Below are 14,437 nucleotides of genomic sequence, written 5' to 3'. Positions count from 1 at the left end.
TCTTAGTGAAGATTATTTTAAGTAAATTTATAGACCACAAAACAGTTTAATACAATGACCCATTTCAAATTAAATTGGGTTTTGTTGATTACTTTTCTGTTTTTTAATCTTTCTTTCACCTCGTATTCTCAGAAAAATGCCAACGATGCCCCTTTACAAAAAGCTCCTGATTTCAATTTAAGTGATCTCAGTGGAAATGAAATTTCTATGAATGAGTACAAAGGTGAATTCCTTGTGATTCATATTGCTACTACATGGTGTCCTTTCTGCAATGCAGAAGCTCCATATCTACAAGCATTATATGAAAAATACCAGTCTAAGAACGTAAATGTACTGATAATTGATGTCAAAGAGCCTAAGGAATTAGTCAAGGCTAAATTACAAGACAGATTTAACTTTACTTTCCCGGTGTTACTCGATTCTGACGGTAAAGTTGCTGCCTCTTTTGCTCCGGATAACGTTTTACCTGATCTTGCAAGAGATGAAGTTATGCTGGCCTCTAATTTAATCGTAGATCCCGAGGGAAATATTCAGTTTATGTCATTGTTAGACTCAAAGAATTTCGACGCAAAACTGATTTCTTTACAAAAAAGGTTAAATGAACTTCTTCAGGAACACTAGCTTTCTGATAATTCTATCAGGTTTAACTTGTGGTAACATTCAGGACAATAATTGGGTCAGTTACCAAAAATCCATATTGTCGCCACAAGTTAATCCCGATACTCTGGTATTATTTTTTACAATAAATCAGGGCTTCCATATTCAGTCACATAAACCTGAAGATGACCTATTGATCCCAACAGAATTATATTTGCAGGAAACTAATAACCTATCGTTTGGCAGCCCTGCATTTCCTGAACCTGAATATTTTTATGTGGGAAATTTCAAAACTCTGGTATTTAGCAACGAACTGATCGTAAAAGTGCCACTAATATACTCCGGGAAATTAAATCAGAATTCGATCTTTGGAAAACTTAAGTATCAACCTTGTAATAATCAAAAATGCTTTTTCCCAAGGGAACTATCATTTAAAATCGATATTATAAATTAATCTCTTACTTCGACTACCACCTCAATTTCAACTGCAATATTAGATGGTAAAGATCCCATCCCTACTGCAGCCCTTGCATGTTTCCCCCTTTCACCAAAAACCTCAACCATGAGATCGCTAAAACCGTTAATTACTGAAGGGTGATCAACAAAATCCGGACCTGCATTTACCATACCATGAACCTTTACTATTCTTACTACATTATTAAGATCTCCAACCTCGGCTTTTATAGATCTTAGCTGTTCTATAGCTGTATATCTGGCTGCTTCATACCCTTGTTCTACTGAAAGATCTGAACCTAACTTTCCGGTTATATAAGATCCATCCTCTTTTTTGGGTCCTTTACCAGCCAGAAATACCAGGTTTCCTGACCTTACTGCATTCACATAATTAGCTACAGGTGTACCAGGCTCTGTTATATTTAAACCCAACTCTTCAATCTTTTCTTCCACATCATATGGATAAAGCGGCTGCTGTACAGTGTCCATCTCCAAAGTTTCACTTAATTTCTTTTTTTCGGTCGGTTGACAAGAAGTAAAAAAAAGAACTACAAAAACTGTTAATATGAAATATTTAGTCATTGGTAATTAATATTATTATGATAGAAAGTTCCGTAAGGAAATAATTCTGATATTATTAATATACAAACAAAAACCGAAGATCTCTCTTCGGTTTTATTTCATTATTTACATTTAGGCCTTATTTAACTTCCCAGAAGTTATTACCACTGAGCAATGAATCCAGATCAGCTTCTCTTTTAGATTTATAAAGGTCGATCTGATCCTGGAATACCTGCTCATAGGTATTCCTCTGATTTTTATAAAATATTCCAAAAGGACGAGGTAATTCCCCCTCTCTTCTGTATAGTCAAAAAACTCAGCCAATATCGAGGCTTTAATTTTATCTTCATCATCATGTATCCAGCAATCATCAGGAGAATAGGAATCCATATCTACGATTACAGGCTTAAATCCATCCAAAACAATGCCTTTTGATTCGTTATCGAATAATAATGGTCTTCCATTTTCAAGATACAGGGTGTTTTTATCTTTTAACGATTTATCCGTGAATTCTTCAAAAGCACCATCATTAAAAACATTACAATTTTGATATATCTCGATAAAAGATGCTCCATTGTGATCATGAGCGGCACTTAAAATTTCTCTCAAGTGAATAGGATTCCGATCGATGGCCCTGGCAACAAATGTACCTTCACTTCCTAAAGCAAGAGTGATCGGGTTAAATGGCCTGTCTACCGAACCAAAAGGAGTAGATTTACTTACCTGACCTTTAGGAGAAGTTGGAGAATATTGCCCTTTGGTCAATCCGTAAATCTGGTTATTAAACAAAACGATATTCACATTAAAGTTCCTTCTTAAAAGATGGATGAGATGGTTACCGCCTATTGACAAACTATCTCCGTCGCCAGTAATCATCCAAATATCTAAATCAGGATTTACAGATTTAAGTCCACTGACTATTGCTCCTGCCCGACCGTGAATACTATGCATGCCATAAGTATTCATATAATATGGAAACCGTGAAGAACAGCCAATACCCGAAATAAAGACGATATTTTCCCTGGGAACATTAATAGAAGGTAAAATAGTCTGAATCTGCTTAAGAATTGAATAATCACCACAACCTGGACACCATCTTACATCCTGATCAGTTGCAAAATCCTTAGCTACAAGATTTTCACCATGTCCGTTACTTTTATTTTTGGTCTGCATATTCTCTCAATTTTAAAACTCTTTCCTTGATTTCATCAACTGTAAATGGAAGTCCTTTAACCTTACTAATCGATTTTGCATCTATTAAAAATTTATCTCTGATCAATTTAGTTAGCTGACCACGATTCATTTCCGGAACCACTACCTTGTCAAATGTTTTCAACAATTCTCCCAGATTTGAAGGGAAGGGGAATAGGTATTTCAATTGAATGTGAGCAACCGATAATCCTTCCTCAATTAATTCTTTGGTAGCGGTTTCGATAGCACCAAAAGTTGATCCCCAGCCAAGAATCAATATATCTGCACCGGCTTCACCTCTATTAATTTCCTGCTTAGGAATAAAATCAGCTATTTTTTCGATTTTTTCAGCCCTGGTTTTAACCATAAGCTCGTGATTATTCCCATCATAAGATACATTACCGGTGTTTGCTTCTTTTTCCAATCCACCTACCCTATGTGTGTACCCCTTCATTCCGGGCACCACCCAGGGCCTAACATGATTTTCGTCGCGATAATAAGGTAGGTACTGCTCATCGACGAACTCATCTCCGGTAGGACGGTGAACCTTAAATTCTTTCAAATCCTTTGATTCAGGAAATTGCCATGGCTCTGACCCATTTGCTACATAACCATCAGAGAGTACCAGAACCGGAGTCATATGTTCGACTGCGATTCTACAGGCTTCATAGGCTACATCAAAGCAATCTTTTGGAGAAGACGCTGCTAGTACCGGAATCGGTGCTTCACCATTTCTACCATATATAGCTTGTAAAAGATCAGCTTGTTCGGTTTTTGTTGGCAAACCTGTTGATGGGCCTCCACGCTGGACATTAATAATTACCATTGGTGTTTCCAGCATCACTGCCAGGCCTAATGCCTCGCCTTTTAAAGCTATTCCAGGCCCGGAGGAACCGGTAACAGCTAATGATCCTCCAAATGAAGCGCCAATGGCTGCACAAGCCGCTGCAATCTCATCCTCTGCCTGGTAGGTTTTAACACCAAAATTTTTATGTCTGCTTAATTCATGTAGAATATCTGAAGCAGGGGTTATCGGATAACTTGCATAAAAAAGTTCGAGATTATTTTTATGAGAAGCAGCAATTAGAGCTAAAGCTAAAGCACTATTTCCATTAATATTTCTGTATTTGCCTTTAGGTAATGAAGCTGCTTTAATCCTAAACCGAGTTTTAAAGGTTTCATTGGTATCTCCGAAATTGTAACCTGTTTTGAGGGCTTTAATGTTAGCCTCCGCTATTTCAGTATTTTTCTTAAACTTATTTCGAATAAATTTTATCGTGTTGTCGGGGGTTTGACTAAACATCCAATAGACATATCCAAGGACAAACATATTTTTACATCTATCCACTTCCTTTACTGATAACCCAAAGTCTTTAAGGGCTTCACGAGTCATCTTGGTAATATCTATAGCATGAAGCTGGTAATTATCTAAGGAATGATCAATAAGTGGATTTGCACCATCGATATATTTTGCCAGATTTAAATTTTTCTTATCAAAACCTGCTGTGTTCGCAATAATAATGCCACCTGGCTTTAAATTTTTAAGATTGATCTTCAATGCTGCAGCATTCATTACAACCAGCACATCAAACATATCTCCAGGGGTAAATACCTCTACAGATCCAAATTTTAACTGAAACCCTGATACTCCTGCAAGGGTTCCGATAGGAGCTCTTATCTCTGCGGGAAAGTTAGGAAATGTACTAATGTCGTTACCAAATAATTCAACAGTTTCAGTGAATTGGCCACCAGTAAGTTGAATACCATCGCCTGAATCTCCTGCGAAGTGAATAACAACCTCGTCGCGTGACTCGTCAACTGGTTCTTTCATGGCTTTGTATTTTGAGTTATTTTTTAATGGTTAACCGTATGAATATCAACGAAAAACCTTTTTATATAAATTAAAATTTTAACTCTATAAAAGCCTGTGATTTTCTCATTATTTTAACTGATTATTATCATACTTGATAATAGTCAGGTATTTAAAGGAACTGTAAAGTAAAATGTTGATCCCAAGTCACTGTTATTTCTTACGCCTATCTGTCCATCACACATCGAAATAATATCATAGCATAAAGAGAGACCTATTCCCGTACCAGGTTCATTCGAGGTTCCCCGCGAAGACTTGAGACCCTGATAAGTAAATATTTTATCCATTTCAGTTCTTTTAATACCTTCCCCGGTATCAGATACCTCGATTATGGCTTTACCTTTCTGGATATCTTCTATAAGTTTGATATTCACAGAACCACCGGAAGGTGTGAATTTTACAGCATTTCCGATAAGGTTTCTTAAAACTGATTGAATCATATTTGGATCTGAAAAGCATTCAACTGTTTTATCGCTGTAATTAAAGTTAATTTCAATTCCTTTACGCGTCGCGTTAGGCTCCATGATTTTTATTGATCTGTGGACAAGGACAACTAAGTTAAATTTCGAAAATGTCAACTTAGGATTATCTCTCTGCATTTGAGACCATGCCAGAAGATCTGTCAATAAAAAATAAGTATCATTAATTTCTGACTTTAATCGATTTAATATCCATGCCTGCTCTTCAGGATTTGAAATGTTATCCTTGGAGGTTATGATATCAGTAATCACTTTCAGGTTACCTACAGGTCCTCGCAGGTCATGACCAATTACTCTTAATATCTGGTCTTTAACTTTATTTACGGCATTAAGATTATTCTTTTGCTTTTTAACCTTTCTGTAAGAGTATATACCTACGACTAATACTAATATCAACAATATACCAGCAAAAATTGAGCTAATAACATCTGATTCTTAACCTTAATCGAAGCTTCTTTCTGCTTATTTTGATCTGAAAGAATCTTATTTTTTCTCTCTTTTTCAGCCACTTCGTACCTGGTCCTGATTTCTTCGATAGCTGCTCTGTTTTCAATATTATCTATCGAATCTTTTATTTCAGCACTTAATTTATACAACTCCAGAGCCCTGGCATGATCCCCTTGCTGATCCAGGTTTTCTGACATGAGTTCAAGAACAAAGGGTTTTTCCCTGAACTCTCCAGTTATTTTAATTAACTCCAGGGCCTTTTCATAATGTTTTAATCCTTCCTTGTATTGACCGAGTTTTGTCTTACTACTCCCCAGACTATAGTTAGCAAATATTAACCCTGAACGAAAAGACTCCTTTTCCATTTCCGTAATTGCCTCTTCAAGGTATTCAATAGCCTTAGAATAATTTCCTTTATAAAGATATGCCTCTCCTATATTTGACTTTGCAATAGCTGCACGTATTGGAGCATTTATCGTATTAAATATATCATAGGACTTTTGATAATACAGGATTGAAGAATCATAATTACCTTCGAAGAACTTTACAATTCCAATATGCTCAAGAGCGGACCCTTCATTGACAGAATCATTAGTGGCCCCCGTTAACTTCAGTATTTGTCTGTATGTTTTTTCAGCCTCCCCGTATTTTCCAAGACTAGCATATATACCACCCAAAATATCAGAAGCTTTACAGATGTTAGCAGTGTCATTTATTGCTTTAAAAATTTCAATACTTTTTATTGCCTTGTTTATGGCTGAAACATTATCACCCCATCTCCATTCTATGTGAGATAAACCGGATAGAGCTTTTGCTATTTCTCGTTCAAAAATCCCATTCGTAGAATCAGAAACAACTTCGTTATATTTTGAATGAGCTTCTCTGAAATCTCCTTTTATATAGTGTTGATTTGCTATTTCATTTAAAATGATAAGCCTTTGCTCCTGATTATTAGAAATTGAATCTGTTTTAAGTATTTTGTTTAAAGAATCAATATATGGATTATCTATCTCCTGAGATTGTATACTACCTGCACTTAATAGAAATAATATAAAAATTATGAAATAAATCTGTCCCTCAAATTTCATTTTCTCTCGGTGATCTCTACAAGTTTTTTAATTTCCAAAACAGGAAAAAATTAAATATCTACGATTCAGTAAGCTGATTCAACGATTCGGCAACAATTATTATCAGGTTATCTGATAAAACATCAACTTTCCAGTGTAATCATAAAAAAACACAAAAATAATCGAATAATGAAACAGTTTAAACTAATTGGAATTGGAATTTTACTTATAGCTTTTAACAGCTTTGCTCAAGAAGAAAAAGAATCAATTAATATCACTCTCAAAATTGAGGGGATTAAAGCTCAACAAGGTCAGTTAATGATCAGAGTTTTTAACACTAATGTAAATTATCCTGATCAGGCATTTAGAGACGTCATCGTAGACTTAAAAAACGAACAGTCGGATATTTATAAAGTTGAAAACCTTCCGGCAGGAGATTATGCTATTATTATTTATCAGGATTTAAATTCAAATAACAATATTGATATAGGGATGATGGGACCGGAAGAACCTTTGGGATATTCTAATAATGCTTCTAACCCATATGGTCCTGCACCATATGAATCGGCTAAAATGAGCTTTCAGAAAGATAGAATGTTAACAGTTACCTTAAAGTAAACTAATTGTTCGGGGCACTCTAATTTGTATATTATTGCCGGATCAGTAGAACGTGCCGCTGATCCGGCAGCCTTATTTAAAAGACCCACTCATCAAGAATTTACCGGGAATAAATATAAATAATTCCACGATTTCATCTTTAGTTCGAAAATCTGTTTATTTGCAAACTATGTCTGAAAAACCGGCAATTAACTTTAACCTCAAAAAGGAACTTCTCGAGTCCTTTCTCATATTCCTGATTGGAATCCCCTGGGGATACCTCATGTGTTTAACATGCGAGAATAAGATCTATTCCATTATTATAAGTGGTACATTCTGGGTGACTCTTTGGAAAGGAAATCAATTTTTGTCTGCAGTACTGGACTTGAAAGTTTCATGGGTTAAAACACCACTGCTCAGAGCATTTATTGGAATTATAGGCCACTCTCTGATTACCTTCGTACTTGTGACAGTGATATTTGAAGTCACAGCGCTATTTGGAATTACTATATCCAATTATAAAACAACCGTTTTAATAGCAATAGGAATTACTCTGGTTATGACTTTGATCCTTTATGCCCGACAATTCTTATTAGCCTGGAGACAGGCTGCTATTGATAGTGAGAGAATGCAAAAGGAAATCATGACTGCCAAATTTGAAACTCTTAAAAACCAGGTTAATCCGCATTTTCTTTTCAACAGTTTGAACACCCTGACCAACCTGGTGTTTGAGAATCAAAATACAGCCGCAAAATTTATAAAAAAGCTTTCTGAAGTATACAGGTATGTGCTGGAAGTCAAAGATAAAGAGCTTGTTAAATTAAAAGAGGAAATGAATTTTGTCAGATCCTATGTCTTCCTGCAGCAAATAAGACATGAAGATGCTTTATTTATTAATGAAAACCTTCTAGGTCTGGAAGAATCCAGTAATATAATGATCCCCCCTCTGACTTTACAGTTATTGACTGAAAATGCCATAAAACACAATGTGCTTTCTTCTGAAAGCCCCTTGACAATTGATATTTATATAAAAGACGAAAGAATAATAGTTGAAAACAATCTCCAAATAAAAAACACGATCAACGAAAATAACACTGGTGTAGGAATTGAAAACATTAAGTCTCGCTATAAATACCTGTCTTCAGATGCAATAGAAATAACCAAAGACCAAAATACTTTTTCTGTTAGTTTACCCCTGATTAAAAAATGAACATACTGATAATAGAAGATGAAAAACCAGCAGCTAAAAGGCTGGAATCCATTATAAAGCAACTTAAACCTGATTATAAAGTCATTGCAAAGATAGATTCTGTCAAAGATTCTGTTGAATTCCTTAAAAATAACTCTAACCTGGATTTAATCTTTTTAGATATTCAAATTTCTGACGGTATTAGCTTTGAAATATTTGATCATGTAGAAGTGAAAGTTCCAATTATTTTTACAACTGCTTACAACGAATATGCTTTAAAAGCATTTGAATTAAACTCTGTTGATTATTTGCTAAAGCCTATAGACGATGAGGATGTTGAGAAAGCATTAAATAAGCTCGAAGATCTGAAAAGTTCATTTTCTGGTGAGAATCAAATTCAACAATTAACTGATACGATGAAATCTCTTACCAAGAATTATAAAAACAGATTCTTAATTAAGACAGGAGAGCATTACAAATCAGTGCCGGTAAATCAGATAAATTATTTTTATTCACGAGAAAAAGCCACTTTTTGCAATACGCTGGATGGGAAAAATTTACTTCTCGACCATTCATTAGATAAATTAGAGTCATTATTAGATCCCGATTCATTTTACCGGGTGAACAGGAAATACATTATTAGCTTTTCGGCAATAAAAGACATAATTGCTTATTCAAATAGTCGCTTAAAAGTGATTATTGAAAATCAACCTGAAGATGATATAATTGTAAGCAGGGATAAGGTTAATGAGTTCAAATCTAAATTAGATTCATGATCAGGATTCAGTATCCAGATTAACCATCCAGTTTACTCCAAACTTATCTTCTACAGAACCAAAGTATGCGCCCCAAAAAGTATTTACCTGGGGCATGGTGACTTTGCCATCTTTAGATAATTCCTGGAATAACTTATCTGCTTCTTCTTTATTTTCAGTATCTATAGAAATCGAAAAATTATTACCCTGATTATGGTTTTCTGCCCACTTTCCGGCAGTATCACTTCCCATAATGATTATTTCATCAGATATCTTCAGAGATATATGCATTATACGATCACCGTGTTCGTCAGGAATTTCAGGGCTTTCTTTTTCTGAGGGAGGCATGTGTTTATACCTTTCCAAACTTATAAAATCTCCCCCAAAAACAGATTTGTAGAAATTAAAGGCTTCCTCACACTTGCCATCAAACATCAGGTAGGTAGTTAAATTTTTCATAATAAAATCTTTAACTATAATTTACTAAAAATTTCCCCTTCCTACTATTTACCTGAATTCTTAAATGCAATTACTACATACCCATCAATTTCCTTTTCAAAACACTTACTTCTGATTACATAATAATAAATACCATTATGTAGCCCTTCGCCATCAAAAGTGTTATAATATTCATCACTCTGATATACTATCTTCCCTTTATTATTAACTATAGTCAACTCCGAACCCTGAAGATATTCACCAATCTCAAAAAATTCGTTAAAACCATCATTATTAGGTGTAAAAACATTTGGAACAAAATATTTCCTATTGTCGGGAGTCAATACCTCTGAAGGATTCACAACTTCTTTCTCTACATTTATAGTCCACTCGGTAGATACACATCCTTTTTCTCCAAACACCTGAAATTTCACAGGACTTTCATAGGAGATTTCAGAAATTCCACTTAATAATTTTTCCTCATAAACATATCCTGACGCACCTTCACTTAATTCAAAATCAGCATTTACCAAATCTAGTTTAAAGTTGCACGGCACTATAACATTTATCTCCTTCTCTTGAGTATTAATTGATGTTTCTCCGATTTGATCTTCGATATAGAAATCTATAACTGATGTTTTATTAGTGATTTCAGTATCAGTTAATTCATAATTAGTGATATCTACGCTCCATTCCTGTATAATGCACTTAGTTGGTTCTTCAAGCTTGTAATATCTTGTCTTCGTATAATTATTTGAATTAACACCACTTTCTTGTATGACATCATCCAGGTACACCTTTACACCCTCAAATACCTCGAAATAAGGAGTTAAGTTGGTTAAATCAATATCACAATAAACAACTACATCAATTTGATGATTCTCAGAATCAATATTTACACTTTTTGTCTTCCCAAGAATATCAAAATCAAAGAAGGATTTATAATTTTCTATTTCTGCTGTTGTTATTTCCTCTTCTAATAAATTCACTTCCCAACTGGTAGTCCCACAATCCTTAAATATAACATCATAATAAATTTTATTAGTAAAATCATTAGATGTTTCACCACTAATTTGAACTACATTATTGATAGTTGCCTTTGCATGTTCATTTGCCAAACCAAATTCAGCTATGATATTACTCTTATCAAAATTGCAAGGAACCAAAATATTGATAATCTGGTTTACAGAATCAATTTCTGAATTCCCTATTTGACCTGGAATATAAAATGAAGTGAATTTTGTTTGAGCTTTTATTTCTTCCTCTGAAGGAAAGGTTTTAACAACCGAAACAGTCCAGTTTTCTTCATTACAACCATGCTCTGTAAAGGTTTCAACAGTATAAATTTGGGGGAAGCTTAGATCTATGGAAGAAGAACCACTGACTTGTACAATACCATCTAGTTTTACTACAGCATTATTTGTGTTAAACTCTGGAATAACATTTGTTATATCGGCCTCACAATTTACTTTAATTTCTATTGTATTATTTACCGAATCAATTTTAGCTGGTTCAATTTGCTGTGGTATTAAATATTCAACAAAATTAGTGGTCCCGTATTTCGGATCCCATTCTTGTGCTGTAACGGTGGTTTTTATTTCTTCATTACTCAATGCGCGATTGTAAAAAGCAATATCATCCATAAAGCCGGTAAACATACGCATATCAAATTCTCTTTTCCCTATATAAATCGGATGGTTATTTTCTGTATTACAGTTTAATGAAGTGTTATCTGTAAATGTACCTACTATTACTCCATCCTGAAAAATAGTTAATTCTTCGCCGGCTTTTCTAAACACAAACTGATGCCAAAAATCTCTTTTAAACTCACACGCAGAAAATGTATATGGTCCATTACCACAATAATCAGAGTCAAATCTCCAGGTAGCTAATCGATTAGGACTGCTGGCAGTTTCATTAGTAATTCTGATTGCATATGGATATTGTTGAGACCTAAAGGCATTCCACTTACCTATCAACTCATGATTATTACCTCTCATATCATTTTGAACGGAAGCAATATTAGCCCAGATAATAATAGTGAAATCCTGATTAGCAGCAAAATCCAGCAAATCATTATCAGGAATTTCAATCCAATCGTTTTGTCCGTCAAAATAATATGCATTATTCTGATTACCAAAACGGTCTGTTGCAAGGCTTGCTCCATATACAGTACCTTCATTTACCCCGATTACATCATCTGCATTACCAGAAAAAGGATAATAAGCAACCAATCCTTCCTGAATGACTTGCGCTTTAATTATTGGTGATAAAAAAAGTAATAAAAAAAATATTCGTAATTTCATGTCAATAGATATTCCTATTAAAAAATCCTTATAGTCCTAGTTGTATTTTTCAGGAGGAGCCTTATGGTCATAACTCAATATTCTGGACATTTTCCATTTCCCATCCTTGTACTTCCAGATGTTTTGATACTTGCCGTACCCATCAAGAAATTCTTCCTTCCCAGCCTCTTTTATATAGAACAAATGTTCACCTGAGATCAATGCCCCATATTGGCTAATTTCATAAACTTCAGTGCTTTCTTCGATCTCTACCCTTCTTAGGCTCCATAGTTCCGGGTCTTTACACATTCCTGTCCTCGTATCTTCTTCAAACTCTTTTATCCCCTTCGTTAATCCACCCCGATCATGATAGAATTCCATATCTTTGGTGAAAAAAGTCATCATTTGGTCGACATCACATTTATTAAATGAAACCCAGAATAAACTATCCTGACGGATTAACTCTTTTTTATCAAATGGTTTATCAAGGCTTTGTGAATATCCTGCAAAAGATGCCAGGATAAATACTAAAAAAATGCATTTCATTGTTAATACCCTATAAAAAAAATAAAAGGAAACCTTAAATTAAGACTTCCTTTTATTAAATAAAAATAATTGATACTTTTTAAGAAATTTCGCCGCTATTCTGATAAAGTATAGTAATAAGGTCAGCAGCCGATTTCATAAAGGTAAGCTCCTCCTGACTCCATACCCTGTAATTATCTTCGTGATCCACTTTTAAAATCCCGGAATTCTTACCTCCTATATAAACCGGTACACTCATCATTGAAACCACCTCTGTACCCGATAAATATTTTTCTTTTAATTCAAAAGTGTTTTCATGATTTGAAATGTCTCCTGCCATGATCACTTTATCTGCGTCAAGACCCTTGAAGAAATTTGGAACCTCTCCTCGAGACCACTTCTCTCCACTCTGATGCTCATCAGCAAATAATTCATAATTATTTTCACAAATAATATTTGATGCTGAAGGAGAGTATGACCAAAATGAAGCCATGCTTACTTTCATAACTTTTGCGATTTCCTCAAGGATCAATTTTAATCCGTCAGGATCACCATTTGAAACTTCCGCGGTAGTTCTCAAACTGTCTAATACAAAATTAAAATTATCGATCTTTTCGATCTTTTCAGATAATTGAGCTTGTTTTTCAGCTACTTCGTTTTGCAATCTGGTTTGATTTTCCTGAATAGCCTGCATTTCTTCCAGGTTCTGTCTCATTTCTTCCTCCGAAGCCTGGAGTTGCTCCGTATATTCCTGAGATTCCTCGAGTAACCTTTTTGTTTTTAAGTTTACCTGTATGCTGTTTAAGGAGGTTGCTATATTTTCCCCAATATTCTCTAAAAATGAAATTTCATAATCTTCAAAATCTTTAAATGAGGCGATTTCAAAGATGCCATGTACTTCCTCATTTACGATCATCGGAACAATGATAAGACTTCCAGGAGTAGCATCACCAAGTCCGGAGGTAATTCTTACATAATCTTCAGGTATTTCTTTTAGCAGTAAAGATGATTTTTCTAAAAATACCTGGCCGACAAGTCCCTGACCTGGCCTGATAATTTTTTCTTCAAACTTTTTCCTGGAATAGGCATATGTAGCTTTCAGCTCTAAAACTGCATCTTCGTCCTTATCATCAACTAAGAAAAGAGCTCCCTGGTTTGCTTTCAAATAATTTACTGTAAAAGAGATTATCTCATCACATAATTCTTGTAAATCATCACTTTTTCTTAATAATGATCCAATTTCAGCCAACCCCTGAGTAGCCCAGTTTCTTTTCTTTTCCTCCTCTTGAGATCTCTCTAGTTCCTTTAAATATTTTGTAGTTTCTTCTTCCTTTTCTTTGGCCAGCTTTGATTCTTCATCATATTTTTTCAATAGTAAACGCATCTCTTCACCGTATTGTGAATTCAGATACTGGAGAAATATTACAATAAATGATGAAAAAGATATAGCTCCAAGAACAACAGATAGCTGTACCCACCCTGTATTAAATACATCAGTAGTTTCCTCTGGCTCAATAAAAGAATTAATTTCATCTATGCTAAAGAATATTAAAAGGTTAAATCCAAAGGTCAGGATTATACTTTTATATTCCTTTAAGGAAAAAACTGCCCATGGCAATACTAATGCAGCAAAATTAAATAAGTAAACTTCTATATTTACCTGTTCTCCTGCTCTGACGATAACTGCATGCAAAAGAGCAACAACTATTGTTGGAAGTATGGAAACAAAAAATCTTGATAAATATTGAAATCCAATTTTATTAAAAACTAGAACAGAGGCATATCCAAAAAGTCCAACAACACAGTATGGCAATAGTGGAGTATATATTATGGCTGAAATAATAGTATAAACAATGATTAACGCTAATAATGTTACTGCAACAATATTGGTTAACTTAACTTTATACTTCAATGAGTTATCCATATCTTCGGATACCCCAAGATTAAAAAGTGTATTGAAAAAATTCATACAAAAAAAGTTTA

14 protein-coding genes are annotated in these 14,437 nt (G+C 34.4%); 5 read left to right on the top strand and 9 right to left on the bottom strand.

The window, feature by feature from the left end:
- The first annotated feature begins 54 nt into the window (after nt 1-54).
- On the top strand, nt 55-621 hold the full coding sequence (locus DCC35_RS06535) for a peroxiredoxin family protein (protein ID WP_137090022.1): 567 nt from the start codon (nt 55-57) through the stop codon (nt 619-621).
- Nucleotides 599-1,051: a protein-disulfide reductase DsbD domain-containing protein gene (locus DCC35_RS06530; RefSeq protein ID WP_137090021.1), complete on the top strand. Its 453-nt coding sequence runs from the start codon at nt 599-601 to the stop codon at nt 1,049-1,051. Before DCC35_RS06535 ends, DCC35_RS06530 begins: the two co-directional genes overlap by 23 nt.
- Here the strand turns inward: DCC35_RS06530 and DCC35_RS06525 are convergent.
- From DCC35_RS06525 to DCC35_RS06505, 5 genes are all read right to left on the bottom strand, one after another.
- Nucleotides 1,048-1,539: a RidA family protein gene (locus tag DCC35_RS06525; protein WP_217495928.1), complete on the bottom strand. Its 492-nt coding sequence runs from the start codon at nt 1,537-1,539 to the stop codon at nt 1,048-1,050. The two genes, DCC35_RS06530 and DCC35_RS06525, sit on opposite strands and share 4 nt — an antisense overlap.
- Before the next feature lie 204 nt (nt 1,540-1,743).
- Nucleotides 1,744-2,784 (bottom strand): 2-oxoacid:ferredoxin oxidoreductase subunit beta, encoded by a 1,041-nt coding sequence (locus DCC35_RS06520; RefSeq protein WP_217495927.1) that lies wholly within the window; start codon nt 2,782-2,784, stop codon nt 1,744-1,746.
- The gene (locus DCC35_RS06515; protein ID WP_137090019.1) at nt 2,768-4,633 is read right to left on the bottom strand and encodes a 2-oxoacid:acceptor oxidoreductase subunit alpha; all 1,866 of its coding nucleotides are present in this window, start codon (nt 4,631-4,633) and stop codon (nt 2,768-2,770) included. The genes DCC35_RS06520 and DCC35_RS06515 overlap by 17 nt, the downstream gene beginning before the upstream one ends.
- A gap of 143 nt (nt 4,634-4,776) precedes the next feature.
- Nucleotides 4,777-5,547, bottom strand: coding sequence for a sensor histidine kinase (locus DCC35_RS06510; RefSeq protein WP_137090018.1), 771 nt, complete (start codon nt 5,545-5,547; stop codon nt 4,777-4,779).
- A complete protein-coding gene (locus DCC35_RS06505) occupies nt 5,544-6,686 on the bottom strand; it encodes a tetratricopeptide repeat protein (protein ID WP_137090017.1) in 1,143 nt (380 codons plus the stop codon). Before DCC35_RS06505 ends, DCC35_RS06510 begins: the two co-directional genes overlap by 4 nt.
- Before the next feature lie 168 nt (nt 6,687-6,854).
- On the opposite strand from DCC35_RS06505, the gene DCC35_RS06500 reads away from it, so the two are divergent.
- The 3 genes from DCC35_RS06500 (at nt 6,855) to DCC35_RS06490 (ending at nt 9,227) form a co-directional block, all read left to right on the top strand.
- The gene (locus tag DCC35_RS06500; RefSeq protein WP_137090016.1) at nt 6,855-7,283 is read left to right on the top strand and encodes a DUF2141 domain-containing protein; all 429 of its coding nucleotides are present in this window, start codon (nt 6,855-6,857) and stop codon (nt 7,281-7,283) included.
- A 169-nt stretch (nt 7,284-7,452) separates the two neighbouring features.
- Complete coding sequence (locus DCC35_RS06495; RefSeq protein WP_137090015.1) at nt 7,453-8,472, top strand: sensor histidine kinase; 1,020 nt, start codon at nt 7,453-7,455, stop codon at nt 8,470-8,472.
- On the top strand, nt 8,469-9,227 hold the full coding sequence (locus tag DCC35_RS06490) for a LytR/AlgR family response regulator transcription factor (RefSeq protein WP_137090014.1): 759 nt from the start codon (nt 8,469-8,471) through the stop codon (nt 9,225-9,227). The genes DCC35_RS06495 and DCC35_RS06490 overlap by 4 nt, the downstream gene beginning before the upstream one ends.
- On the opposite strand, the gene DCC35_RS06485 is transcribed toward DCC35_RS06490, so the two are convergent.
- From DCC35_RS06485 to DCC35_RS06470, 4 genes are all read right to left on the bottom strand, one after another.
- Nucleotides 9,228-9,665 carry a VOC family protein gene (locus tag DCC35_RS06485; protein WP_137090013.1) on the bottom strand — a complete coding sequence of 146 codons (438 nt, stop codon included), beginning with the start codon at nt 9,663-9,665 and terminating at the stop codon, nt 9,228-9,230.
- 44 nt (nt 9,666-9,709) lie between these two features.
- Complete coding sequence (locus DCC35_RS06480; RefSeq protein WP_137090012.1) at nt 9,710-11,950, bottom strand: LamG-like jellyroll fold domain-containing protein; 2,241 nt, start codon at nt 11,948-11,950, stop codon at nt 9,710-9,712.
- A gap of 36 nt (nt 11,951-11,986) precedes the next feature.
- Complete coding sequence (locus DCC35_RS06475; protein WP_137090011.1) at nt 11,987-12,475, bottom strand: nuclear transport factor 2 family protein; 489 nt, start codon at nt 12,473-12,475, stop codon at nt 11,987-11,989.
- A gap of 79 nt (nt 12,476-12,554) precedes the next feature.
- Nucleotides 12,555-14,423: a GAF domain-containing protein gene (locus tag DCC35_RS06470; protein WP_137090010.1), complete on the bottom strand. Its 1,869-nt coding sequence runs from the start codon at nt 14,421-14,423 to the stop codon at nt 12,555-12,557.
- Nucleotides 14,424-14,437 lie beyond the last annotated feature (14 nt).

The sequence above is a fragment of the Mangrovivirga cuniculi genome, assembly GCF_005166025.1.
GTDB classification, from domain to species: domain Bacteria; phylum Bacteroidota; class Bacteroidia; order Cytophagales; family Cyclobacteriaceae; genus Mangrovivirga; species Mangrovivirga cuniculi.
The sequence above is the reverse complement of the archived record's forward strand: the minus strand, read 5'-3'. Positions and strand labels throughout refer to the sequence as shown.